Below are 25,133 nucleotides of genomic sequence, written 5' to 3'. Positions count from 1 at the left end.
GAAGCGCAACGATGCTTTGAACCGGACCGTGCCGCTGGGCCGAGCTCAGCCTGAAACCACTGCAGGCCCGACGTCCATTCCGGATCGATAACAACAATAACCAGGGGAAAGCTCATGATCCAAATTATCGTCGTCTCAACCATTTTTTCGCTATTGCTGCTGGGTCTGTTGGTCTGGGCGATCAAACGCAAGATCGCCCTTCGCCGGCAGCTGGAAACCGCGCAAATTGCAACGCCTGGTTCGGCAATGCCAGCCGACGCGAACCCACAACACCTGAACGCGCCGCCCGCGGCGGAACCGACATGCGCCGAGCCTGCAAAACCGAGCGCCGCGCCTGTCAACCTCGGCGCCGTCTCCTCGGTGCCCTTGCCGCATACCGCAAGCGATACGGCGATCCCGGAAGACTCGGTGCTGCGCCGCCATTATCTGGCGATGCGCCTCGCCGAGCGCGAGCAACGGGCGAGACCTTATCCCACCGATTCCGTGCTGCGCCGACACTACGACGCAATGCAAAAAGCGGCACTCGAAACGGCATCCGCAGTGCGACCGGCGTCGGCAGCCGGCCACCAGCCGGCCCGCCCCATACCCAAATCAGCGCAGCTGCCCGAGGACTCGGTGTTGAAACGGCACGTACTGACGCAATTGCTGTCCGATATACAATCCCAATTGCCGCCGCAACCGACCGACTCCGCGTTGAAGCGGCATTACGCGGCGCTGTTGCAAACCGAACTGGACAAACGCCTAACCGGCGGTTTTCCGGCCTGAGGGTCAACGCCCCGGACCGGCTTCTGCCGGTCCGGGCCACCCACATTCATCGACAAAGCTACCATGGACACTATTTACCGGTTTTCAGCCGTCACCCTGAGCGGCGCGCCGTTGGCATTCGACACCTTCCGCGGCCAAGTACTGTTGATCGTCAATACCGCGAGCCGTTGCGGCTTCACCCCGCAATACCAAGGCTTGCAAGCGCTATACCGCGAATATCGAGACCGAGGCTTCGCGGTGTTGGGCTTTCCGTGTAATCAATTCGGCGCCCAGGAACCCGGCGACAGCCAGGCGATCGGCGAATTTTGCGCGATGAATTATCAAATCGACTTCCCGATATTCGAAAAAATCGAAGTCAACGGCGACGGCGCACATCCGTTGTACGCATTTCTGAAGGCTAGCGCGCCGGGCGTGCTGGGTTCGGAAGCGATCAAATGGAATTTCACCAAATTTCTGATCGGCCGGGATGGTTGCGTCAAACAACGCTACGCGCCACTGACCGCTCCGGAGACTTTGCGCGGCGACATCGAAGCCTTATTGGCGGAAACCGTTTAACGCGACTGAAAACTCTTGACCCAGTCGCCGGGCCGGACAATGGCGGCGCCGGCGTCCATTTGACCGACGGCGGTCGCGGCACTAACGTCGACGATGGTCAAAATGCCGCTGGGGTCACCCAAGCCGGTATCGGCCCGATTCTGGGCCAGTGGATACACCATCAATTTGTCGCCGGCCTTGACCTTATCTTGCGCCCCGGCGGCAATCACGACGCGGCCGGATTCGACCCGCGCCACCCGTGTAGCGAACGGGTAACAGCCGAACATTTTGTGTATGTCTTCCGAAGCCTGAGTAATGATCTCATCGATCTTATGGCCGGCAGGCGTCGCGTTGAAGCGGTCGCTACCGACCGTGTAGCCGGTCGGCAGGCTGACATCGCCGACGATGGAGTCGGTGTAGCGCTGCTGAAACAACAGCGCCCCGGTAAAGCCGTCGTAAACGAATACGTCGATGCCGACGCTGCGCCGACCGACAAAATCGCGGACCAACGATTTCAGATCGGCCAACACGCCGGTGCCGCGCACGTACTCGGTGGATTCGATCCGAAAATCGCGTATCACGCCGGACAGCACGAACTGCGCGTTTTGCTGGCGGGCCACGTTCAACACCATGGATTCACCGCTGCCCTCGGCCGGCACCAACTCCGGCGCGATGTCCGGTCGGGCGTACAGCGCGGCATTGGTCAGGTTGCGGCCGATAAAGTCGCCTGTTTCCATGAGTCGATTGTTGATCTCGCGAGGAATGCCGCTGTACAAATCCTGGCTCTCGGAACCGCTGAGCTGATCGGCGTTCATAATCGGAAAGCCGGTCGCGACAATCTTCTTGCGATAGGGAGACGCGCAACGCTCGCTGTCGGCCAACATTGCCAGCACTTGCACGTGGTAGACGGCGCCGTCCTGCCATTCGTCGACCACCTTGATATCGCTGATCAACTGGTCGCCGCGATTGCCGCGCCGCAGCCGAGCCGAAGCCGCGTCGACCGCGTTGTCGATAGCGGCCCGCCGAGCCGCCTCGCGATTCGCACCGGCAATCGCTGCGCTACCCTCGGCGCTAACCTGTCGCGAGGCCGCCAAATCGCTGGCGCTATCGTCTCGCGTACCGGCACCGCCGCAACCGGCCAACAGCAAAATCAGTAAAACGTGGCTAAAGCCGTTACAGCGCATTGAGGAACCCGTTGGTCAGGAAATAATTCAACAGCGTACGCGCGCCGGTGTTGATTGTCCATTCGCTGTCGTACATGCCGGCATCAAGCAAGACATCATCGACGACATTGGGTTGTTTGGAAAAGCCCTTGACGTGGTATTGGTCGCTACAATCCCGGTTACCGCAAGCCAGATTCGCTGAAACCATGGTAGCCTCCCGGTATCCCAATCGGGTGAAAGCCAGCTTTTGGTCCTGTTGCTGACATTGCCCGACCTGCCCCGCGTCGCCGGCCATGCACCGATAAAAGCGCGGCGTCAAGGTCAGGTCCAGCCTGGCTTTCAGATGGTCGCGGACGGTACGGTAGTCGGCCGGACGGGCTTCGCGCAAATAGCTATCGACGTAGACGCGGTAGGCTTCGTCGCGCATCACTTGGGCGCCGACCGTCGAACCGTTGGGCAGTGGCTCGCGATAAAGTTGAGCGGCCAAATCTCGGTAGGCGTCGAGTTTGGCATTCTGCTGGGCTTGCTGCCAGCGTTGCTTGACGTTCAGCGCGCCGCTGTCGTCGAAGCGGCTGATACCGCTGGCGCTTAGCGTTTTGGATTCGGACAGAGCGGCGGATTTGCCGGCCGGCCCGGCGCAGCCCACCAGCCATAACAGCGGGATGATTTGAAGCAGTCTCAGGGTGTTCATGGTTCCTCCTCGGGCTAGCCTAGTCATCGACTGACCGGCCGAAATCTTGAGGAGGACGGCCAATTTAAATCGGCCGCGCCGGCTCCGGGCTCAGGCGGATTTGGCCGGTACCGACCAGAGTTTTTCCAACTGGTAGAACTCGCGAGCCTGGCCGGTCATCACGTGCACGATCACGTCGCCGAGATCCAGCAAAACCCAATCCGAGCCTTGCTCGCCCTCGGTACCGATCGGTTGGATGCCGTTTTCCTTAACTTTCACGACAACGTAATCGCACAGCGACTTGGCGTGCCGCGCCGAGGTCGCGGTCGCGACGATCATAAAATCGGTGATGCTGGTCTTGTCGCGTACGTCCAACGTCGCGATATGCAGGGCCTTGCGCAGATCCAGTTCGGTTTGGACCAATTGGGCTAATTCGGTACTTTGCATTCAGGTTTCCGTAGATGTCGAGCTTGCTCGATAAAGTTGATGTTGTTGAATATAGGCCAGAACGGCGTCCGGCAATAAAAATCTAGGATTCGTCCCGTCGGCGACGATCCGGCGGATTTGGGTCGCGGCAATGTCCAGCAAGGTCACCGCTTGAAAAAACAACTTGCCAGCCCTGGCGTCGCGCAACTCGTCCCGCCGCGCCGCGAGGCGGGCTCGCATAAAATCGCCAAGTACCGACGGTTGAAAGCCTGGCCGGGTCATCACCACAATATGGGCGTAATCGAACAGGTCCCGCCAACGATACCAGCCTTCCAGACCGGTGAAGGCGTCGGCACCGACGAACAGCACCAAGCCGGACCCCGGCAACTCCGCCGCCAGCGATTGCAGGGTATCCACCATGTAGGACGGTCCCGGCCGGTCCAGTTCGCGTCTATCGACGCTCAAACCGGGCGTGCCGGCGACCGCCAATTCGAGCATCCGCAAACGGTGCTCCGCCGAAACATCCGGCTCGCCGCGATGCGCCGGCACCCGGCACGGAATCATTTTCAAGTCGTCCAATTCGAAGCATTCGCGCACTTCCAATGCGGTCCGCAAATGCCCGTAGTGAACCGGGTTGAAGGTGCCGCCGTAAACGCCGATCATTATTGGCGGATATGCCCGTCGCCCAACACGATGTATTTCAACGAAGTCAAGCCGTGCAAGCCGACCGGTCCGCGCGCGTGCAATTTATCGGTGCTGATGCCGATTTCGGCGCCCAGACCGTATTCGAAGCCGTCGGCGAAACGGGTCGAGGCGTTGACCATCACCGAGCTGGAATCGACCTCGCGCAAGAAACGCCGGGCCAGCGTGAAATCCTCGGTGACGATGGCTTCGGTATGCGCCGAGCTATAGGTGTTGATGTGGTCTATCGCCTCGTCGATGCCGGAGACGATCTTGATCGATAAAATCGGCGCCAAATATTCGGTGTGCCAGTCCGTTTCGCTGGCCCTGACCGCGCCCGGAATCAATGAGCAGGTTTTCAGGCAGCCGCGCAACTCCACGCCCTTGGCGGCGTATTGCTCGGCCAGGATGGGCAATACCGCGCCGGCAACGCTTTCGGCGACCAATAGCGTTTCCATCGCATTACAGACGCCATAGCGATGGGTTTTGGCGTTCAACGCGATCGCCACCGCCTTGTCGAGATCGGCCTTGACATCAATGTAAACGTGGCAAATGCCGTCCAGATGTTTGATGACCGGGATGGTCGCCTCGGCGCTAATCCGCTCGATCAGACTTTTACCGCCGCGCGGCACGATCACATCGACGAATTCCTTCATCGTCACCAGCGCGCCGACCGCCGCCCGGTCGGTGGTTTCGACGACTTGCACCGCCTGTTGCGGCAGTCCGGCCTCGGCCAAACCTTGCGCGATACAGGCGGCGATGGCCCGATTGGAATGAATGGCTTCGGAGCCGCCGCGCAAAATGCAGGCATTCCCGGCTTTCAGGCACAGCGCGGCGGCATCGACGGTGACATTCGGTCTGGATTCGTAAATGATACCGATCACGCCCAACGGCACCCGCATTTGTCCGACTTGAATGCCGGTCGGCCGGTAACTGAGGTTGGTGATTTCGCCGACCGGGTCCGGCAACGCGGCGATTTGGGTCAAGCCCTCGACCATTTTTTCGATACGGGCCGGCGTCAGATCCAGCCTGTCCAACGAAGCGGCATCCAGGCCGTTGGCTTGGCCGGCTTGCAAATCCTTGGCGTTTTCGGCGATCAACGTGTCGGCGTTGGCGGCCAAGGCTTCCGCGATTTTCACCAGGGCCAGATTCTTGCGGCCGGTATCGGCCTTGCTGATCTCGCGACCGGCCTGTCTGGCCTGCTTGCCCAATTGCTGCATGTAGCGGGTTACGTCCACAATGTTACGACTCGTTGATTTTGAAAAAACCGCCATTATAACCCAGACCCGCGCCGGGGCGGCCAACGGTCGCCCCGGCGCGGGTCCAGCCCTCTCAACCCAGCGGTCGCACGGCCGACACAAACCGATTTCGCCGGCCTCGGTTCGACCATTATGACCGCGCTCAGATCGAAGCGCGGCTTGGTCACGCGCCAAACCGGACAAATTCCCGCACGACAGCCGGCCCGCGTGTTACCCTTGACCCCAGCGGGCACTTTTGACCCAGTCGCTCCGCCGCCGCAAGCGCCTTTTCGGCCTGCATCGCTCTTCTCTCGAAGCGTTGTGCCCGTTCGATCAGAACCTTTTCGAAGCACAACCCTACCGCACAGCGAGTCAGCCATGTCCAACCGAGCCCAGCAACCTGCCACGCCTTCCTCGTCCGCCGCCACCGCCCGCGACAATCCGCTTTGGTTGCAATTTTGGCGAGACCAACGCGACGACTTCCATCAAGCCGCGGTTAATCCCTTACTACGCCGCTTTTGGAACGGACAGGACTTGGCCGAGGGCAGTCGCGTATTCGTGCCGTTGTGCGGCAAGAGCCTGGATCTGATCTGGTTGTTGGAACAAGGCCACGAAGTGATTGGCATCGAACTCAGCCCGGTTGCTGTCGCGGCGTTTTTCCGCGAGAACAGCTTGAAACCCAGCCGTCGAAAAATCGGCAAATTCGTGGCGTGGCGGCATGATCGCCTGACGATATTGTGTGGCGATTATTTTTCGCTGACCGCTACCGATCTCGGCACCGTCGCCGCGGTTTACGACCGCGCGGCATTGACTGCCTTGCCGGAAGAGGTTCGCAAACTTTACGTCGCACATCTGGAGCGCATTCTGCCCGATACCGACAAGATTTTTCTGTTGACCGCCGAGGAAGCCGAAACCACGGAAACGGTTGCCACGCACCCCGAGATCGCCGCCGAAGTACGGCACCTTTACGCCGAACATTTCGACATCGAGCTCACCCATGCCGAAACGCTGACCGAAGCTGGGGAGTTCGTCGATTACAAGCTGTATCGCCTCAACGCCCACCCGCATTAAAGCGGTTGGAACGCGAGCGCCACCTTGGCGTTTTGCGTCCGCACGCGATCAGGGTATCATCTCCCTTGCAATAACCAGGGAATAGTCATCGCCAAGAATGACGGGCCGCGAGTCGGCGCTTATTGCTCAATTCCTAAAAATAATTAAACAGGAAGGATGGGTATGACTCGATTAAGTGAAGAAGAACGAAAAAAAATCCTGGAAAGCTCGCCGGTCGGCACCTGGGCGCTGATGCTGATCGTCAGCGGCGGCATGCTGATCGCCTGGCTGCTGATGTATTACGGGGTGTTCCTGCCGCGCGGCCATATCGGTTGAGGGGGCACCATGCATATCGATAAACTGGAACGAAATTGGGCCGGTGTCGCGCTGGGTATCGCCGGCGTGTTCGTCTCGGCCATTCTCGGCTCGGCCTTGCTGCACGGCATACACGCGCCGAGCAATGTCGAAACCATAGACTCGGCCAAACTGCATTTGTCCAAGGAATTCGCCGAGGACAAACTCGGCGCCAGCCGCAACCCGGACGGCAGCGTCACGGTGCGCATGGTGGCCGGCCGCTACGGCTTTTTCCCAAAAACCCTCACGGTGCCGGCGGAAACGCCGATCACCTTCCGCTGGGTCAGCCTGGACGTCATCCACGGCGTCCACATGCCGATGACCAACATGAGCACGATGATCGTGCCGGGCTATGTCGCCCAGGTCAAGACCGAACTGCACCACACCGGCGACTATCCCTTGCTGTGCAACGAGTATTGCGGCATGGGCCACGCCCACATGTGGAGCAACATCAAGGTGGTAGGCAAGGCCGAGTGGGACGCGCTGGCCAAGCAAGGGGGAGAACAACATGGATAACGCAAGCGCGAAAAAACTGGCGCTGACCCATCTGTGGGTCGCGTTCGCCGCCTTCGGTTTGGCGGCGTTGATGGGGCTGTACCAAGTCATTGAACGTAGCGGTTTCTTTGGCTTTTTGGAGTCGCGGGAAGTGTATTACGCCTCGGTCAGTACCCATGGCGTGCTGATGGGCTTTGTACTGACGACGTTTTTCATCATGGGCTTCGGCTACTACGTGGCCACCAGCACGCTGAAACTGCCAATCTGGAACCTAAGTTTTGCTTGGAGCGGTTTTGGCGTTGCCCTGACCGGCGTGGTGCTGGCCGCGCTGCCGTTGCTGCTGGGCAAGGCCTCGGTGTTGTTTACCTTTTATCCGCCGTTGATGGCCCACCCGCTGTTTTATATTGGCGCGACCTTGCTGGTGGTCGGCTCGTGGTTCTGGTGCGTGTCGATGATCGTGATGTACATGCAATGGAAAAAAGCTCATCCTGGCCAAGCGGTGCCGTTGGCGATGTTCGCCACCACGGCCAATGCGATTCTGTGGCTGTGGACCAGCGTCGGCGTCGCGGTGGAAGTCCTATTTCAATTGATCCCGTGGGCCTTAGGCTGGATAGATACGATAGACGCCGGTCTGGCTCGTACGCTGTTCGCCTGGACCTTGCATCCCATCGTCTATTTCTGGCTGATTCCGACCTATACCGCGTTTTATACCCTGGTCCCCAAACAGGCCGGCGGTTATTTGTTCAGCGACGAAATGGCCAGAGCCGCGTTCATTCTGTTGGTCGTCTTCAGTTTGCCGATAGGCTTCCACCATTTGTACATGGATCCTGAGCAAGGCCACGGCTGGAAAATCCTGCACGCGATCGGCACCTTCGTCGTCACGTTGCCGACCTTCATCACCGGTTTTACCGTGATCGCCTCGCTGGAAATCGCCGGCCGCCTTAACGGCGGCAAGGGCTTGTTCGGCTGGATCGCCGCGCTGCCGTGGAACAACCCAATGGTGTTGGCGCTAATTCTGGGCTTGCTGATGCTGATCTTCGGTGGCTTCGGCGGCCTGGTCAACGCCAGCTATGCAATGAACGCGATGGTACATAACACGGCCTGGGTATCCGGCCATTTCCATCTGATCTTCGGCGGCACGACCATCATCATGTATTTCGGGATCGCCTATTATTTCTGGCCGGTTCTGACCGGCAAGCCGCTGCATTGCCCGTCGTTGGCGATCACCCAATTGTGGACTTGGTTCGTCGGCATGATCATCATGACCACGCCCTGGCACATTCTGGGTTTGCTAGGCCAGCCGCGGCGGATAGACAGCGTCAATTACAACAACTTGCTGACCTTGTCCTGGGAGCCCTACGAAGTCACGATGATCTTCGGCGGCACGATCCTGCTGGTGTCCTCCGGCATGTTGCTCTACAACCTGTATAAAACCCAGTGCGGTACGGAAGCCTACCGTGGTGAAGTCGAATACGCCGAACCGATTCGTCCGGTCCGGGATTTACCAGCCTATTTGAACAGTTTCGGATTGTGGAACGCGGTCATCGCGGTATTCATGTTGATTGCGTTCGGTTACCCGATTTTGCAATTCTTCCTGATGGAAACCTTCGGTTCCGGCAGATGGGGGGTCTGATCATGAAAAACCTATTCTGCTTGATCGCAGTACTGACACCCGTGCTGGTTTGCGCCGAACCCTCGTCGAAACTGGCGTGGACCGCCGAGCAATTGAGCTTGGTTGAATCCGGCAATCCGCAAAAAGGCCGGGAACTGGCGCAAGCCTGCGCCGCCTGCCACGGCGAGCAAGGCATCAGCGCCGTGCCGACCTACCCCTCGCTCGCCGGCCAATTGCCGACTTATTTATTCAAACAACTGCAAGACTACCGCGACGGCAGCCGGCAAAATCCACTGATGAACGGTATCGCCAAAGGCCTAACGCCGAGAGACGCTGCCGATTTGGCGGCGTGGTTTTCGACTCGACCTGCGGCGATTTTGTCGGCGAACGCGAAAGACGCCTACCCGACCGCCGAAAACTTGGTCAAGCGCGGCGACAAGCAGCGCTTATTGCCGCCGTGCGAAGTTTGCCACGGCACCGACGGCAAGGGGCAAGCGCAGGACGTTCCGGCGTTGTCCGGCCAAAGCGGGGATTATCTGGCCGCCAGCTTGCGCGCCTTTAAATCCGGCGAACGCCACAACGACATCTACGCCAGGATGCGGATTCTGGCCGAGACCTTAAGCGACTCCGAGATCGAGGCGCTTGGCTTGTACTACCAGAATAGTCAACAATAGCGAGCGCGAAAATCGCCCTCGCCCGTTCGGCGCTCACGCGCCGGACGGTATTTTCGTTTAGCCTCGGAATTCCGCCATGAACTGCGATCCACCTACTCTCGACCGCGCCGGTAAAGGCATCAATCTGATCAGCTTCGGCACCTCGATCAAACTGCTGTTCAGCGGTTATCTGACCACGGTCGGCGCCGGTTATCTGATGGCGCTGATTCAAATCCTGTTCACTCACGGGATGGCCGACGGCAAATTCGGCCTGTCGTTGGACGACATCGTCTACAGCTATTACGGCGACCGCTCCGGTTCGGTGTTGGAATCGAAACTGAACGGTTCGATGAAGTACAACGCCCCCGACCAGGAACGCTTCAAAATCATCCAGTGGGTGCGGGACGGCGCCGAGGAAGCGACTTACGATCGGGACATCAAGCCGATTGTCGAGACCCGCTGCTTGATGTGCCACAACGCCTCCGCCGGCTCGTTGCCGGACTTCGGCCGATTCGACAATTTAAAGAAACTGGCCGCTTCCAATGAAGGTGCCACGTTTCAATCGCTGATACGCATTTCGCACATCCACCTGTTTGGGATCAGTTTTATCTTCATGTTCGTCGGTATTATTTTCAGCTTCAGTACCGGCGTGCCTTGTAAGTACAAATATCCGGCCGTGGTGATGCCGTATTTGTTTTTACTGATCGACATCGCATCCTGGTGGTTGACCAAGCTTAATCCGCATTTCGCGCTACTGGTGATTCTCGCCGGTGCCGGCCTCGGCGTGGCGTTCGCGTTCATGTGGACAGTATCGATGTACCAAATGTGGATATTGGGCGGCGTGTTGAAACGCAAGGACCGCCGCAACGCGGTCATGCGCGACTAGTGGCGCGAGCTTATTCGGTCAGCTGTTCGGCGGTGGCGACGACCTTGGCCAGATCGTCATTCAGCCTGTCCAGTACTTCCCGGCACGCGTCCTGCGTCAGGCCCAACTGCTCGAGCGCCTGCTCCGAACAGGTCTGATTGGCGGCATCGCCGATCCCGAGTTCGCCGAGCAAGCTGTCGTTTGCGAAAGTCAGCAAATTCAGCATGTAATTGTCGCCTCGGTAACAAGGGTTGTGGTGATGATAAACGATGTCGGTTACCAATCGGGGCATCGACCAATCGTTCATTAGCCACGCCCCTATTTCGGCGTGATTGACGCCGAACGCGAAGTTTTCCAGGTGAAATACCACCAAGCTGGGATTGGCGGCGATCAAACCGCTCAAATAGGCGAATTCGTCCGGAAATCGATGGCCCAGCAACGGAAAACCAATGTTGTGCATCAGCGCCGCCAAAAACAAGGCTTGCGTCGACGGCCGACTCGGCTCCGGCATCGCCGCTGCTAATTTGGCCATCAACTGAGTACTGGCCAGCGCATGCGTCCAAAACATCCGGGTGCCGATCGGCCCGTCCTTGGGCGCTTTCAACGGCGCCAATACGGCTAAGCCCAAGGCCAGATCCATGACAAAGTCGAAACCCAGCACCCGGGTTATCGCATCATGCACCGACGTGATCTTGCCCCGGTAACCGTACAGGGCCGAACTGGCCCAGCGTATGATCTGAGCGGTCAACAAAGGATCAAGCTCGATGATTTCCGCCAACTTGGCGGCGTCGGCATGCGGGTCCGAAGTCAGTTTCAAGATACGCATCGCGCTACCCGGCAATGGCGGCAAGGCCTTGATTTGAGCCACGGTCTCCCGCATGTCGCGCGGCGGCGTGAATCCGTTGCGTTGCGGGCTGATGCTGGTTAAGGTCCAGTTGATAAGATTGGCTTCCATAACGATATGCTCCGCGACCTAATTCAAATTCAAACGGTTTAGTTTGCGATAAAGCGTGCGCTCGCTGATGTTCATTTCGGCGGCGATCAACTTGCGGTTGCCTTGATATTTGACGATCAGGCTGTTGATGAAATCGGCTTCCAATTCCGCCAAACTGTTCAAACAGGGCTTGCGCTCCGGCGTTGCCGCGACCGTCGCTTCGACCGCAGCCGCTTGGTTCAGCGGCTGCATGAAATGCACGCAAGCCTCCGAGACCACGCCGTTTTGCGACAAGCCGGCGGCGAGCTGCAAGCAATTGCGCAACTCGCGGATATTACCCGGCCATCCGTACTGCAGCAATTTGATTAAAGCCGGCTGGTTCAGCCGATAAGTACGGCCGTCGCGACCGCCGAGCTGCTCCAGAAAAAAATCGATCAACACCGGCAGATCCTGTTTGCGGTCGCGCAGGCGCGGCACGTCCACCGGAAACACCGAAAGCCGGTAAAACAAGTCCTCGCGAAACCGGCCCGCTTTAACCATATCGGCCAAATTACGGTGCGTGGCGCAGACGATACGCACGTCCGACTTCAACATGGTCGTTCCGCCAACCCGGCGAAACTGGCCGCTTTCCAAGGCTCGGAGCAATTTGGGTTGCTGCGACAACGGCAGATCGCCGATTTCGTCGAGAAACAAGGTACCACCGTTGGCCAGTTCGAACAGGCCTTTTTTGGCGACGGCGGCGCCGGTAAACGCGCCTTTCTCGTGGCCGAACAATTCGCTTTCGAATAAATCCTCGCCCAGTATCGTGCAGTCGACAATGACGAAATCCGCGTCGGCGCGCGGCGATTGGCGATGCACGAATTCGGCCGCCAATTCCTTGCCGGTACCGGTTTCGCCCAACAACATCACCGGCGCCTGGCTGACGGCGGCTTGCAACAACGTGGATTTGAAGCGGGTAAACGCCGCCGACTGGCCTATCATCGTCGGCCCGCTGTAAGCACCGGTCGGCTTGCTGATCGGAGCCAGGGTTTCACCCAAATACAGCGTGCCATCGGCATCCAGCAGCGGAAATCCCCGTACATTGAACGACAGCTCGGGCGGAACGGTACCGACACCGCCATGAACGCCCGCGTAACCTTCCAAGGACTGAAACAATTGCCGGTGGCGGCAGCGACCGCTATCGGCGCAACAGGGCCGACCAACCTGCTGCTGCCTATCGACGCCAAAACTTAATTCCCAAGCGCGATTCACCGCGACGATCCTTAAATCGGCATTGATGATCACGAACGGCAGATCGTGAGTCTCCAGCAATGATTCGAGCGTAAAGGCGTTTTGCAGCATAAATCCTTTCAGTGGGCACCGAACTGGCGATCGTTGGCCTTGGACGTCGGACAAGCCATGCGTGTCGTTCGTTGGTCCGGCCGGTAGAGAATCAAGCTGTCATTTTAGCGAGAAACCGACGATTCTGCTGAGCGCTGGGAAAAATCCCGTTGGCGCGATCAGCGCTCCGCAATGTCTTCGGAAAAAACGGCGGACGAACGCCAACACCATCGGTACCCGGTTTTACGCGAACGGGGAGGTTCGAAAGAAGATAACGTGAGAAAACGAAGCTTGGCCCCTTCCATACAGCCACGCGGAGGCGGTCGGATGGAAGAGGCGAAATAGGGATTACATCTGCGATTGCAGGTAATTTTGAATGCCGAGTTTTTCGATCAAATCCAGCTGGGTTTCCAGCCAATCGATATGTTCTTCCTCGCTTTCCAGAATATGCTCCAACAATTCGCGCGAAATGTAGTCGGCCACCGACTCGCAATAGGCAATCGCTTCCTTCAACAACGGCAACGCCAGTTGTTCCAGTTTAAGATCGCATTCCAGCATTTCCTTGGGATTCTCACCTATCATCAAGCGCCCCAAGCTTTGCAGATTGGGCAATCCTTCCAGAAACAACACCCGCTCTATCAAGCGATCGGCATGTTTCATTTCGTCGATGGATTCGTGATATTCCTTTTCGTTAAGTTTGTGCAAACCCCAATTCTTGAACATCCGCGCGTGCAAAAAATACTGGTTGATCGCGGTCAGTTCGTTTTCCAACACTTTGTTTAAAAACTCGATGACTTTTTTATCGCCTTGCATGTCGATTCTCCCGGTGATTCGTTTTAATGATTGGTCACGGCATGGATGCTGGATGAACAGCCGGAAGATGCTTTGCCGAGCAATCGTTGCGAAAGCTCCCGGTTGCACTTACCGCATTCGCCGCCAACCCCGAAACAATTGGTTAATTGTTTACGCGAGGATACTCCACTGGCGATTGCCGCATCAAGCTGGCGTTCGGTAAATGCCTTACAAACGCAGACGTACATGGCTAAGCCACCCGGCGCCGCTGAACTTGATTGGGATCGGCGGTAATTTTGCGATAGATTTCCACCCGGTCGCCTTCCTTGACCACGGTATCGAGCTTGGCCAGTTTGCCGAAGATCCCGACCTTTTGCGTTTCCAGATCGATTTCCGGGTACTGGCTCAAAACACCGGATAATTCTATCGCCTCGGCGATGGTACTACCTTCCGGCACTTCCAGACGCATCCAGATTTGCCGGTCCGCTTGAGCGTAACAAACTCCTACGTTCATCGTTGACCTCGGTTATTCGACGACGGCTGCTTCGATCGGCGCGGCCGGTTGGACCGGTTTTTCGGCGGCCTTGCGATCGAACAGTCGCTTCAAGGCCACCATGAATCCCAACATGATGAATCCGCCCGGCGGTAGCGCCATCAGCAGAAAACCTTTGTATTCCGGAATCAACACGGTTTCCAGAAATTGAAAACTTTCGCCGAGCAATACCGACGCATTCGCGAACAAGGTACCCGCCGAACTGATTTCCCGCATCGCGCCGAGCACCACCATCGCGGCGGTGAAGCCGACGCCCATCATCAAGCCGTCCCACATCGACGGCAACACTTCCTGCTTGGAGGCGAAGGCTTCGGCCCGGCCCAAAATGACGCAGTTGGTAACGATCAGCGGAATAAACAAACCGAGCACCTTATGCAACTCGTGCATCCAGGCGTTCAGAAACAAATCGACCAAGGTCACCAGCGCCGCGATCAACAACACGAAGATCGGAATCCGAATTTCGGCCGGAATCAAATGCCGGCTGGCCGACACGGCGGCATTGGACGCCAGCATCACCACCATCGTCGCCAAGCCCATGCCCAGCCCGTTGGTCGCGGTACCGGTCACCGCCAAAAGCGGACACAAGGCCAAATTCTGGGTCAATACGACGTTGTTGTCCCACAGACCGTCTTTGGCGATTTTGCGGTAGGGCTCGGAAAACAATATCGAAAGATTCATGGATACACTCCGAAACGAAAACGTGGTTTACCAGGATGCGGCTATTCGGCGGCCAGCAGTTCGGCTTGATGGACGCGATAGAATTCCAGACCGCGCCGAATGGCTTGCACGACTTTACGCGGCGTGATGGTCGCGCCGCTGAATTGATCGAACACCCCGCCGTCCTTCTTGACCGCCCATTGTTCGACGGTCAGGTTATCCAGCGATTTGCCGTCGAAAGACAAGGCCCACTTGGATTTGGTAATTTCGATTTTGTCGCCGAGACCCGGCGTTTCGACGTGGGCAATCACCCGCACGCCCAGAATTTCGCCGTTTCGGTCCACACCCATGACCAGACTGATCGGTCCCGCATATCCGTCCGGCGCGATCAGCTTGAAACACACCGCGTTGACCGCGCCGGCTTTCTTGGCCAGATACACCTGCGTTTGCGGCGAGCCCAGATTCGCATCGGCGGAATCCAACATCACGCTATCTTCCAACAAGTTATTGTCGTGCAAATCTGCCGGCACCACCTGAGCCAAATTGGCCTGCAAGTCTTCCTGCAATCGCAGCGCGATCACGCCTCGGGTGGCCAGATCGGCCAAGCCCAGCAACAGCGCCGCCAATAACGCGAAACCCGCCAAAACGCCGGCCTGAAATTGCAATTGCGGCCGCAATGCCTGCAAATTCTCGGGCTCCAGCCAGACCGCCAGCTTACGTTTCAGCGTTTTGCCTGCGGAAATCGCCGCCGCCAGCGCTTCGCCGCCAGCCGCTTGTTTTTGCACGGGATCGGAACTCATCGGCAATCTCAGGAATTGGAAATGTCTAGCGGTTTACCGCTACGGTAACGTCCGTAAATACGCGGCCGAATGTAATGATCGATCAATGGAGTCACGGCGTTCATCAGTAAAATGGCAAAACCGGTGCCCTCGGGATACCCCCCCCAGGAACGAATTACGAATATCAACAAGCCGCAGCCGGCGCCGAAGATCACCTGTCCTTGCGGCGTATTCGGCGAGGTCACGTAATCGGTAGCGATAAAGAAGGCCACCAGCATGACTGCGCCGGAATTCAAATGCACCCACGGACTCAAGTAATGTTTGGCGTCCCACAAATGAAAGCCGGAGGACAGCAGGAAAATCGTCGCCAACAACGAAACCGGGATATGCCACTGGATCACGCCCTGCCGCATCAGCCACAGGCCGCCGCCGAGAATCAACAGCGTCGAAGTTTCGCCGAGACTACCGCGCTCCCAACCCAACATCGCCAAGAAGCCGGAATAGTCGCTCAATATGCCGGGTAATACGTGACCTTGTGAAAATTCGGTCTTGACCAGGCCCAGCGTGGTCGCACCGGTTACCGCATCAGCGTTGCTTAAGCCCGAAAATGTGATTGCGAAGCTGTCGAACACGCCAGGCCCGGTGAACAGCGGCGATACGTTCGCCCACGTCGTCATTTCGATCGGAAATGAAATCAGCAAGGCCACCCTGGCCAGCATCGCCGGATTAAATAAATTTTGTCCCAGACCGCCATAGACATGCTTACCCAACACAATAGCGATACCGGCGCCAACGACGCCTATCCACCAGGGTGCCCACGGCGGCAAGGTCATCGCCACCAGCAGGCCGGAGACGATCGCGGAACCGTCGCGCAAATAGGGTCCGGCCGCGACGCCTTTCAATTTCAGGCAGAACGCTTCAAAGGCCAGCGCCGAGAAGACCGTGACAACCAGCAAATACAAGGCCGGCCAACCGAATAGCAACACGCCGAAACCTACGGACGGTGCCATCGCCAGAATCACCAGACGCATGATCTGATCGGAACGGCGGGTAGCCAGTACGTGAGGACCACTAACCGGTTTTACACTCATACGGTTTCCTCCGCTTTCGCCTGGGCTTGTTGTGCCTGCTGCGCTTGTTGAGCGGCCAAACGGGCGGCGCGGGCTTCCTGAGCACGTTGCGCCTCGGCTTCGGCTTCCAGACGGATGCGCTCCATTCGCTGATTGCGTTCGTCGATCAGACGTTTGGTTTGTTCCGACTTGTGATCGGCCTGCTGGCGCTTGACCAGTTCGCCGGACGCGAATTTGAAGTAATGCACGAGCGGGATATTCGAAGGACAAACATAGGAACAGCTGCCGCAACTGATGCAATCCTTCAAGCCCAGATCGACTGCGGCATCGAGTTGGTTAACCTTGATCCGGCTAGCCATTTCCAACGGCAGCAAACCCACCGGGCAAGCCGTGACGCAACTCGAGCAGCGAATGCACGGTTGCACTTCGGGCTCTTCGATTTCGGCGGCCGTTAGAGCCAAAATACCATTGCACGCCTTGACTACCGGTACGTCGGCGATAGGCAGCGCATCGCCCATCATCGGTCCGCCCATCACCAAGCGGGCCATTTTGGTTTTATCCCAATCGCAGAATGCCAGCACTTCCGACATCAAGGTGCCGATCGGCACTTCGACGTTGCGAGGTTGGGCAACGGCGGCACCGGATACGGTAACCACCCTGGAAATTAACGGCTGACCCAGACAAATCGCTTTGTAAACCGCGTGGGCGGTCGCCACGTTGTGAACCACGACGCCAATATCGGCGGCTCGGCCATCGGCCGGAATTTCCTGACCGGTCAGATAACGCAGCATCTGCCGGTCCCAGCCCATCGGGTAGCGGGTCGGGACTTGGGATACCACGATATTCGGATAATCCCGGCAAGCATCGCGCATGGCCTGATACGCCGCCGGCTTATTGTCCTCGATACCGACCATCGCTTTGGGCGCGCCCATGCCTCGCAGCATCAGGCGGATACCGGCGACAATTTCGTCGGCTTTTTCCTGCATCAACCTATCGTCGCAGGTCAGGTAGGGCTCGCATTCTCCAGCATTGATCAACAATGTATGAATTTTGCTTTTTCGGCCCAGACTGAGTTTAACGGCGGACGGAAACACCGCACCGCCCAAGCCAACCACGCCCGCGGAGCCGACCATCGCGCAAATCGTTTCCGCATCAAGTTCAAACGGATCGTCGGGCACTTCCAGCGGCGCCCATTCGTCGTGTCCGTCGCTTTCGATGACAACGGTTCGAATCGGCAACGCGGACGGATGCGGCGCCGGAAAATCTTTCACGTCGGCGACAACGCCCGATGTTGGTGCATGAACCGGCGCCGAAATGGTGCCTTGACTATAGGCCAGTAGTTGACCCTTTAGAATTCTTTCGCCGACCTTGACGACTGGCTCGGCGGGCTTGCCGACGTGCTGCTGCACCGGAATGTAGAGCTTTTTCGGAATCGGAAAGCCGCTGGCGATACTCAGCTTCGCCGTTTCGCTCTTATGCTCTTCGGCATGGACGCCGCCGCGTAATCTAGGATTTTCAAACCATCCAAACATAAACTTTTTCCTTACGCCGCCAAAGGCTTGGGCCAGCGCCAGTTCCGCAAGGTGACTTCGACGGGATGCATTTGCAGGCACTCGGTCGGGCAAACTTCCACACATTTTTTACAGCCTATGCAGGCATCCGCAACGACCGCATGGATTTGTTTTGGTGCGCCGACGATCGCATCGGTGGGGCAGACCTTAAAGCAGCGAGTGCAACCGGTGCACGTCTCTTCGCTGACCCTAGCGACCATCGGTTCTTGATCCTGAGTCTGGCTCAAGTCGACATCGACACCCAGCAGTTTGGCCAGTTGCTCGACCAAGGCCGTGCCGCCCGGCGGACATAAGGTTACCGGCGCGGCGCCGGATACCACGGCCTCGGCCGCCGGCCGACATCCTGGAAAGCCGCATTGGCCGCACTGCGAACCCGGCATTAATTCTTCCACTCGCTCGACCAGCGGATCGGATTCCACTTTCAGATATTTAGCGGCAATGCCCAGACTGATGCCCAGAAACAGGCCCAGAGCGGTCAAAATCACTATCGCGGATAAAACGTACATGGCTGCGCCTCTTATTTGCTGTATAGACCCGCAAATCCCATGAATGCCAGCGACATAATGCCGGCGGTGATAAACGCAATGGGGGTGCCTGAAAAAAGTGCCGGTACAGCCATCAACGCCAAGCGTTCACGGAGACCGGCAAAGAGCACCATCACCAGGGTAAAACCCAATGCCGAACCAAAGCCGAACAACAGGCTTTGGACGAAGTTGTATTGTTCTTGGATGTTTAGCAAGGCCACGCCCAAGACTGCGCAATTGGTAGTGATCAGCGGCAAGAAAATACCCAACACCTGATACATCACCGGACTAGTCTTATGAATGACCATTTCGGTGAACTGCACGACGGCGGCGATCACTAAAATAAAACCCAACACTCTTAAAAAGCCGATGTCGAACGGCAACAGCAAGCGGTGCTCCAATACCCAACTCGCGGCCGAGGCCAGCGTCAGTACGAAGGTGGTCGCCAAGCCCATGCCCAATGCGGTATCAAGTTTGTTGGAAACGCCCATGAACGGGCATAATCCGAGGAACTTGACCAGCACCACGTTGTTTACCAGCGCCGTGCCCAATATCAGCAATAAGTATTCGCTCATCGTTTTAAGAACCTTGTGTAGTGTTAACTATTCAGCATCATCCGTGCCAAGCGACTATCTCGGCGAATACCCGCCGAATCCCGCGAAATCAGGGCTCAGGTTTCCTGTAAGCTCTGTGCCAAAAAACACAGATTCAAAACAAGCGGGCAAATAAATGTCGTAAACCTTACAATTAGCCGGGAATAAGCAACAGCAGACTAGCCTTACCAACTTTGGCGTCCAAATTGCATATGCTTTTAAGGAAATACCGGCCCGGAGCCGGTCGCCCTTGCCGCCGGCTTTGCTGTCGATTGCTCGGCGGGCAACAATCATTCATCCGGAATATACCTAGAGAGCAGTTTGCCATGACCAAATCCACCCGTGACTTCATGCTGGGCGAAATCGAGATCGACACGGCCAATCTGTTGGCGCCCGGCCAGGCCGATACCACCCCGGCCAAGCGCGGCGACAAGCGAAACCAAACCCTACCTTTCTCGCTGTTCGTGAAAGCGGTCGAACAAGCCCCGGTCGCCATATCGATCACCGATAAAAAAGCCAATATCCTGTATATCAACGACGCCTTCACCCAAGTGACCGGCTACCACGCCGCCGAAATTCTGGGCCAAAACGAATCCAAGCTCTCCGACAAGTCCACGCCCCGGCAAATTTATTACGACCTATGGCACACCATTTCCCGCAAGCAAGTTTGGCACGGCCAGTTGGTCAACCGGCGTAAACTGGGAGACCGCTATTTGGCGGACCTGACGATCGCGCCGATGTTCGACGAACGCGGCGCCATCAGTCATTACATCGGCATGCACCGGGACGTCACCCAGGCTCACCACGTCGAACAGCAGGTCAGTAACCAAAAGCAATTGATCGAATCGGTGCTGAACGCATCGCCGGTGGCGATGGCGGTATTGGACAGCGACAAGCGGGTGGTCCTGGACAACCAAATGTACAAGATGCTGATCAGCGAACTGGATAAACCGGAACCGGCATTGTTTTTCCTCGACGCGTTGGAGCAGGACATGGGCGATCTGTGGAACGCCGCCACGACTCGCCAAGGCTTCACCAACCGGGAAATCCGTTACGACGGCACCGGCATCCGCGGCACCCGCTGGTTTTCCTGCTCCGGCAACTGGTTTACCGAAAACGACGTCTGCGCCGACACTTTCTTCGCCAAGCAGTTTAAAGACTATCTATTGTTGAGCGTCAACGACATCACACTACAGCGTCGCCAGCAGGAAAAACTGCAGATTCAGACTTTGCGCAATTTGTTGACCGAGGAAGAACACATACGCAGCATCCGCGAAACCCTGTTGGGCGCGATGCACCAAATCCGCCAGCCGCTCAATCAAATTCACGCGGCGATACAGATCATGAGTCAGCGCAACGACTCGCACAACCAGCCGTTGCGCGACCTGCTCAGTCAGGTACAAGCCATGGGCGAGGAAACCCTGGCGACTTTGCAACGCTGCGTGCCCGAGATCCCGGAATCGGCGGTCGTACCCGTCAATTTGAATCAACTGCTGCACGAGGTAATGCTGCTCTACAGCACCAAGTTTCTAGCCAACGGCATCGTCGTCGATTGGTTGCCCAATCCGGTTTTGCCTTCTATCCTCGGGTCGGAGAACAAACTGCGCATGCTGTTCAAACAACTGATCGACAATGCGGTCAATGCCATGAACCGTGCCGGCAGTCGCGAACGGCTGATCAAGATCAGCACCGCCAGCGACCGCGCCTGGGTACACGTGGCTATCGACGATACCGGCCCCGGCATCCCGGCGAATCAACGCAGCAAAGTGTTCGAACCGTTTTTCACCACTTCGCCGACGATGGGCAGCGTACAGGCCGGCATGGGGCTGGTAATGGCGAAGGAAATTGTCAACCAGCACAACGGCATGATCGAAATCGATCCGGACTATCAAAACGGCTGCAGTTTCAAACTCAGTTTTCCCTGTCAAAAAAACTCAGCCATGGTGAGCATCCATGAGTGAAAGATTACTACTGGTCGAATCGGAACTGGACACCCTGTATTTGGTCAGCCAACTTCTCAATAGCACCCACGATCTGAGAACCAAACTGAAGGGGATATTGGAGATACTGCACAAACGTACCGGCCTGCATTTCGGGATGATCACGCTACGCGACATTGAAGACGACAGCATGAGCATCTGCGAAATCTACGGCGAAGACATCGACCGTTCGGTCCGCTACCAACCCGGCGAAGGCTTGGTCGGTGCGATTTTGGACGAAGGCAGCACCATCGTCGTGGAGCGCATCGCCGACGAACCGCGCTTCTTAAGCCGGCTCGGCGTATACAACCCCGACCTACCCTTCATCGGCTCGCCGCTGGCCGTCGAACAAGGAGAAGTAGTCGGCATCCTGGCGGCTCAGCCATGCGACGCAGGCTTCCTCGGCGAACGCGCCCGCTTCATGGAAATGGTTGCCAACCTGATCGCCCACAGCGTCAACATGCTGCGGGTCATGGAACGCAAACAAAACGAACTGGCCAGCGAGCGCGACTACCTCAAACAGACTCTGGTCAAAAACTATCGCTTCGAAAACATCATCGGCCATTCCGAACCGATGCTGAAGGTGTTCGACATCATTCGTCAGGTCGCAAAATGGCATACCACCGTTTTAATTCGCGGCGAATCCGGCACAGGTAAGGAAGTAGTCGCCAGTTCCATCCACTTCAACTCGGCCTGCGCCAACGGCCCGTTTCTGAAACTGAACTGTGCGGCACTACCGGACACCTTGCTCGAGTCCGAGTTGTTCGGTCACGAAAAAGGCGCGTTCAGCGGCGCGATCGGTCAACGCAAGGGCCGCTTCGAACTGGCCGATGGCGGCACCTTATTTCTCGACGAGATCGGCGAAATCTCGGCTTCGTTCCAAGCCAAACTATTGCGGGTATTGCAAGAGGGCGAATTCGAGCGGGTCGGCGGCGTCCGCACCCTGAAAGTCAACGTCCGCATCATCGCCGCAACCAACCGCAATCTGGAGCAGGAGGTGGCCGACGGCAACTTCCGCGAGGACTTGTATTACCGGCTGAACGTGATGCCTATCAATATGCCGCCGCTGCGCGAGCGCATCGAAGACATTCCGGAACTGGCCAGCTTTTTACTGAACCGGATTTCCAAGCAACAAGGCGGCCGGCCGCTGGAAGTCAAGGAAAGCGCGATCCGCATTTTGATGAAACACGACTGGCCCGGCAATGTCCGCGAATTGGAAAACCGCCTGGAACGCGCCGCGATTATGAGCCAGGACGGCGTCATCGATCGCGACGTAATTGCCGCGACCGGGCTGGAAAGCGAAATTGGCATCGGCCGGACGCCGCAACAAATTAAGCAAATCGATCTGCACGACGAAAACATGGACGAGCGGGAAAGAGTAATCGCCGCGCTGGAGCAAAGCGGCTGGGTGCAAGCCAAGGCAGCTCGATTGTTGGATATGACGCCTAGGCAGATCGCCTATCGGATTCAAACCTTGAATATTAACGTCAAACAGCTTTGAGCCAATCCGCGCCTAAGCCTGCTGCAACTGCCGTTGCCGTTAGGTTAAGCCGTTCGCTAAGCAGAGCCGAAGCGAACGGTTGGCTTCGGCTCCGCTCAGCCAGCAGCTTAGTTCGGCTTCCGCTCAGCCCAGCCTAGATCGACCGTAAGCACTTAACTTATCGGCTTTGGACCTGTTGTAACCTAGACAGCTCAAAGCAAACGCCCCGATAGTCGAGCGGCTGATTTGGGCGATTGGCGAGTTAAAGTTTGTCTTGCACGATCCGATAAATGGCATCGGCCTCCTGCTCGCCTGTCGTCAACAAGACTTGCAACTCCGCCATTCGGCTGTCGGCAAACGCCCTATCCTTCAAGGCGCCGGCGTTGATCCGAACGTTCAGCGCCGCGCTTTTCAAGCCGGCATAGGCCGCCATCACCGCGACGCCGGCATCGCTGATTACCGCCTGCCCACCTTTTTCGGCCGCAACCCGGCTCAATGCAATCGCTTGCGCGCAAGCCTTGGCGCAGGCCAGCGGCACATCGGTGGCCTCTTTGAGCACCGCCTGAATCCGCTCCAAACGGTAGGCTTTTTCCGCATCGGTGGTCTTGGGCAGGCCGTAACAGGCCATCAAGCGATCGAACACCTCGACGTCGGCCTTGATCATGCCGATCAGAGTTTCGCGCAAGCTCTCGGCTTCGACCAGCAACGCCCGCATCTCGGCATCGACTTCGGCATATTTGGGTTTGCCTATCGTCAGATTACAAACCATCGAAACCAACGCAGCGCCTTGCGCTCCCAACAGCGCCGCCGCGCTACCCCCGCCCGGTGTCGCTTGTTTGCTGGCTAGTTCGTCGAGAAACAGTTGAACGGATTGATCTTTGATTTCAGTCATTTCTGTCTCTCAGTTTTCCCGCCGCCAAATGGTGTTCCCGCCGGCCACATCTTCCAGAATGACGCCCGAGCTTTTTAGGCGATCCCGGATCGCGTCCGCTCGCGCCCAATCTTTATTGGTTTTGGCGACTTTACGATCGGCAATCAAACTTTCAATGTCGGCCTCGGATAAACCGTCCGCGCCGCTACCGCCTTTCAGAAAATCGTCCGGATCGTCTTGCAGCAATCCCAAAATTCCGGCCAAACGCTTTAACGTCGTCGCCAGTTGGGCTTTGTGTTCGGTTTTGTTCAATTCGCGAGCCAAATCGAAAAGTACCGCCAGGGCCACCGGCGTATTGAAGTCATCGTCCATCGCTTGCTCGAAACGCAGCCGATAATCGACGTCGATGTCGATGTCGGCGATTTCGACGCCGCGCAGTGCCGTATACAAACGTGTCAACGCGGTGCCGGCTTCGTCGAGCTGTTCGTCGGCGTAATTCAGCGGACTGCGGTAGTGGCTGGACAGTATAAAAAACCGAATCACTTCCGGCCGATATTGTTTCAGCACCTCTCGCACCGTAAAAAAATTGCCCAATGATTTGGACATTTTCTCTTCGTTAATCCGAACGAAACCGTTATGCATCCAATAATTGACGAAGGGCTGACCGGTGGCGCCCTCGGACTGGGCTATCTCGTTTTCGTGATGCGGAAACTGTAAATCCATGCCGCCGCCGTGAATGTCGAAGTGATTGCCGAGGCAGCAGGTGGACATCGCCGAGCATTCGATATGCCAGCCGGGACGCCCCATGCCCCAAGGCGACTCCCAGGCCGGTTCGCCGAGTTTGGCCATTTTCCACAACACGAAATCCAGCGGATCGCGTTTGGCCGTATCGACGCCGACCCGTTCGCCGGCATTCAAATCTTCGATGTTCTTGCCGGACAGCTTGCCGTAACCGTCGAAACGGCTGACCGCGTAAAACACGTCGCCATTGCCGCCGACGTAGGCGTAGCCCTTGTCGATCAGCGTTTCTATCATCCGGATGATGTCGGCAATCGATTGAGTAGCGCGCGGCTCGATGTCCGGCGGCAATACCGCCAGCGCCCTTTCGTCCTCGTGCATTGCGGCGATAAAACGCTCGGTCAATTCGGTAAAGGCTTCGCCGTTTTCGTTGGCGCGCTGAATGATTTTATCGTCTATATCGGTGACGTTCCGCACATACGTCAGTTGGTATCCCGCATGGCGCAAATAGCGGGCCACGGTATCGAAAACCACCATCACCCGAGCGTGGCCGACGTGGCAATAGTCGTAAACAGTCATGCCGCAAACGTACATGCCGACCTTGCCGGGTTCCCGGGGAATGAATTCTTGCTTGCTGCGAGTCAGGGTGTTGTAAATTTTCAGCATCGGCGTTGATCGATTACGGCGCAAAGACTCCGCAATCTACCAAGATTCCGGCTTCTCTTTCAACATAAAAACACATAGAATTCGCCGCTTACAGCGCTAA

28 protein-coding genes are annotated in these 25,133 nt (G+C 57.3%); 10 read left to right on the top strand and 18 right to left on the bottom strand.

The window, feature by feature from the left end:
- The first annotated feature begins 114 nt into the window (after nt 1-114).
- Nucleotides 115-765, top strand: a complete 651-nt coding sequence (locus tag ACQE3D_RS05360) for a hypothetical protein (RefSeq protein ID WP_313728803.1) — start codon at nt 115-117, stop codon at nt 763-765.
- A gap of 63 nt (nt 766-828) precedes the next feature.
- A complete protein-coding gene (locus tag ACQE3D_RS05355) occupies nt 829-1,320 on the top strand; it encodes a glutathione peroxidase (RefSeq protein WP_313728804.1) in 492 nt (163 codons plus the stop codon).
- On the opposite strand, the gene ACQE3D_RS05350 is transcribed toward ACQE3D_RS05355, so the two are convergent.
- The 5 genes from ACQE3D_RS05350 to ACQE3D_RS05330 form a co-directional block, all read right to left on the bottom strand.
- On the bottom strand, nt 1,317-2,483 hold the full coding sequence (locus tag ACQE3D_RS05350; RefSeq protein WP_313728805.1) for a flagella assembly protein FlgT middle domain-containing protein: 1,167 nt from the start codon (nt 2,481-2,483) through the stop codon (nt 1,317-1,319). The genes ACQE3D_RS05355 and ACQE3D_RS05350 overlap by 4 nt on opposite strands.
- Nucleotides 2,473-3,153, bottom strand: a complete 681-nt coding sequence (locus ACQE3D_RS05345) for a hypothetical protein (RefSeq protein ID WP_313728806.1) — start codon at nt 3,151-3,153, stop codon at nt 2,473-2,475. The genes ACQE3D_RS05350 and ACQE3D_RS05345 overlap by 11 nt, the downstream gene beginning before the upstream one ends.
- A gap of 90 nt (nt 3,154-3,243) precedes the next feature.
- Nucleotides 3,244-3,579, bottom strand: coding sequence for a ribosome silencing factor (rsfS, locus tag ACQE3D_RS05340; protein WP_064024169.1), 336 nt, complete (start codon nt 3,577-3,579; stop codon nt 3,244-3,246).
- Complete coding sequence (nadD, locus tag ACQE3D_RS05335; protein ID WP_281022476.1) at nt 3,580-4,221, bottom strand: nicotinate-nucleotide adenylyltransferase; 642 nt, start codon at nt 4,219-4,221, stop codon at nt 3,580-3,582.
- Nucleotides 4,221-5,459, bottom strand: a complete 1,239-nt coding sequence (locus ACQE3D_RS05330; RefSeq protein WP_409521100.1) for a glutamate-5-semialdehyde dehydrogenase — start codon at nt 5,457-5,459, stop codon at nt 4,221-4,223. The genes nadD and ACQE3D_RS05330 overlap by 1 nt, the downstream gene beginning before the upstream one ends.
- A gap of 396 nt (nt 5,460-5,855) precedes the next feature.
- On the opposite strand from ACQE3D_RS05330, the gene ACQE3D_RS05325 reads away from it, so the two are divergent.
- From ACQE3D_RS05325 to ACQE3D_RS05300, 6 genes are all read left to right on the top strand, one after another.
- Nucleotides 5,856-6,548 (top strand): thiopurine S-methyltransferase, encoded by a 693-nt coding sequence (locus ACQE3D_RS05325; protein ID WP_281022474.1) that lies wholly within the window; start codon nt 5,856-5,858, stop codon nt 6,546-6,548.
- A 162-nt stretch (nt 6,549-6,710) separates the two neighbouring features.
- Nucleotides 6,711-6,863, top strand: coding sequence for a hypothetical protein (locus tag ACQE3D_RS05320; protein ID WP_168031802.1), 153 nt, complete (start codon nt 6,711-6,713; stop codon nt 6,861-6,863).
- A 9-nt stretch (nt 6,864-6,872) separates the two neighbouring features.
- Entirely contained in the window at nt 6,873-7,397 is a 525-nt protein-coding gene (locus tag ACQE3D_RS05315) for a cytochrome C oxidase subunit II (protein ID WP_064024177.1), read from the top strand.
- Complete coding sequence (locus ACQE3D_RS05310) at nt 7,390-9,009, top strand: cbb3-type cytochrome c oxidase subunit I (protein ID WP_313728808.1); 1,620 nt, start codon at nt 7,390-7,392, stop codon at nt 9,007-9,009. The genes ACQE3D_RS05315 and ACQE3D_RS05310 overlap by 8 nt, the downstream gene beginning before the upstream one ends.
- Before the next feature lie 2 nt (nt 9,010-9,011).
- Nucleotides 9,012-9,662, top strand: coding sequence for a c-type cytochrome (locus ACQE3D_RS05305; RefSeq protein WP_313728809.1), 651 nt, complete (start codon nt 9,012-9,014; stop codon nt 9,660-9,662).
- A 76-nt stretch (nt 9,663-9,738) separates the two neighbouring features.
- The gene (locus ACQE3D_RS05300) at nt 9,739-10,527 is read left to right on the top strand and encodes an elongation factor-1 alpha (RefSeq protein WP_071154839.1); all 789 of its coding nucleotides are present in this window, start codon (nt 9,739-9,741) and stop codon (nt 10,525-10,527) included.
- 10 nt (nt 10,528-10,537) lie between these two features.
- Here ACQE3D_RS05300 and ACQE3D_RS05295 read toward each other — a convergent pair whose 3' ends face one another.
- From ACQE3D_RS05295 to rsxA, 11 genes are all read right to left on the bottom strand, one after another.
- Entirely contained in the window at nt 10,538-11,461 is a 924-nt protein-coding gene (locus ACQE3D_RS05295) for an HDOD domain-containing protein (protein WP_313728810.1), read from the bottom strand.
- Between the two features lie 18 nt (nt 11,462-11,479).
- The gene (locus tag ACQE3D_RS05290) at nt 11,480-12,781 is read right to left on the bottom strand and encodes a sigma-54 interaction domain-containing protein (protein ID WP_313728811.1); all 1,302 of its coding nucleotides are present in this window, start codon (nt 12,779-12,781) and stop codon (nt 11,480-11,482) included.
- Nucleotides 12,782-13,108: 327 nt separating this feature from the next.
- Nucleotides 13,109-13,573, bottom strand: a complete 465-nt coding sequence (gene bfr, locus ACQE3D_RS05285) for a bacterioferritin (RefSeq protein WP_064024262.1) — start codon at nt 13,571-13,573, stop codon at nt 13,109-13,111.
- A 23-nt stretch (nt 13,574-13,596) separates the two neighbouring features.
- Entirely contained in the window at nt 13,597-13,800 is a 204-nt protein-coding gene (locus tag ACQE3D_RS05280) for a (2Fe-2S)-binding protein (protein WP_313728812.1), read from the bottom strand.
- Nucleotides 13,801-13,802: 2 nt separating this feature from the next.
- Entirely contained in the window at nt 13,803-14,066 is a 264-nt protein-coding gene (locus ACQE3D_RS05275; protein WP_064024187.1) for an RnfH family protein, read from the bottom strand.
- Between the two features lie 12 nt (nt 14,067-14,078).
- The gene (locus ACQE3D_RS05270; protein WP_064024189.1) at nt 14,079-14,783 is read right to left on the bottom strand and encodes an electron transport complex subunit E; all 705 of its coding nucleotides are present in this window, start codon (nt 14,781-14,783) and stop codon (nt 14,079-14,081) included.
- A gap of 41 nt (nt 14,784-14,824) precedes the next feature.
- Entirely contained in the window at nt 14,825-15,562 is a 738-nt protein-coding gene (gene rsxG, locus ACQE3D_RS05265; RefSeq protein ID WP_083385532.1) for an electron transport complex subunit RsxG, read from the bottom strand.
- A gap of 8 nt (nt 15,563-15,570) precedes the next feature.
- Nucleotides 15,571-16,632, bottom strand: a complete 1,062-nt coding sequence (locus ACQE3D_RS05260; protein ID WP_313728813.1) for an RnfABCDGE type electron transport complex subunit D — start codon at nt 16,630-16,632, stop codon at nt 15,571-15,573.
- Nucleotides 16,629-18,143: an electron transport complex subunit RsxC gene (gene rsxC / locus ACQE3D_RS05255; RefSeq protein ID WP_313728814.1), complete on the bottom strand. Its 1,515-nt coding sequence runs from the start codon at nt 18,141-18,143 to the stop codon at nt 16,629-16,631. The genes ACQE3D_RS05260 and rsxC overlap by 4 nt, the downstream gene beginning before the upstream one ends.
- Before the next feature lie 11 nt (nt 18,144-18,154).
- Nucleotides 18,155-18,688, bottom strand: a complete 534-nt coding sequence (gene rsxB / locus ACQE3D_RS05250) for an electron transport complex subunit RsxB (RefSeq protein WP_064024196.1) — start codon at nt 18,686-18,688, stop codon at nt 18,155-18,157.
- 11 nt (nt 18,689-18,699) lie between these two features.
- Complete coding sequence (gene rsxA / locus ACQE3D_RS05245) at nt 18,700-19,281, bottom strand: electron transport complex subunit RsxA (protein WP_064024198.1); 582 nt, start codon at nt 19,279-19,281, stop codon at nt 18,700-18,702.
- Between the two features lie 344 nt (nt 19,282-19,625).
- Between rsxA and nifL the strand changes: the two genes are divergently transcribed.
- Together nifL and nifA are read left to right on the top strand one after the other, a co-directional pair.
- The gene (gene nifL / locus ACQE3D_RS05240) at nt 19,626-21,260 is read left to right on the top strand and encodes a nitrogen fixation negative regulator NifL (protein ID WP_313728815.1); all 1,635 of its coding nucleotides are present in this window, start codon (nt 19,626-19,628) and stop codon (nt 21,258-21,260) included.
- Nucleotides 21,253-22,779: a nif-specific transcriptional activator NifA gene (gene nifA, locus ACQE3D_RS05235; RefSeq protein ID WP_064024199.1), complete on the top strand. Its 1,527-nt coding sequence runs from the start codon at nt 21,253-21,255 to the stop codon at nt 22,777-22,779. The genes nifL and nifA overlap by 8 nt, the downstream gene beginning before the upstream one ends.
- Nucleotides 22,780-23,020: 241 nt before the next feature.
- Here the strand turns inward: nifA and fchA are convergent, their stop codons facing one another.
- Nucleotides 23,021-23,650 (bottom strand): methenyltetrahydrofolate cyclohydrolase, encoded by a 630-nt coding sequence (fchA, locus tag ACQE3D_RS05230; protein WP_313728816.1) that lies wholly within the window; start codon nt 23,648-23,650, stop codon nt 23,021-23,023.
- Nucleotides 23,651-23,659: 9 nt separating this feature from the next.
- Complete coding sequence (gene cysS, locus ACQE3D_RS05225) at nt 23,660-25,033, bottom strand: cysteine--tRNA ligase (protein ID WP_313728817.1); 1,374 nt, start codon at nt 25,031-25,033, stop codon at nt 23,660-23,662.
- Between the last annotated feature and the right edge of the window lie 100 nt (nt 25,034-25,133).

It is taken from the genome of Methylomonas sp. MS20, assembly GCF_050275925.1.
Lineage (GTDB): Bacteria > Pseudomonadota > Gammaproteobacteria > Methylococcales > Methylomonadaceae > Methylomonas > Methylomonas koyamae_A.
This window is presented reverse-complemented; position numbering and strand designations above follow the sequence as displayed.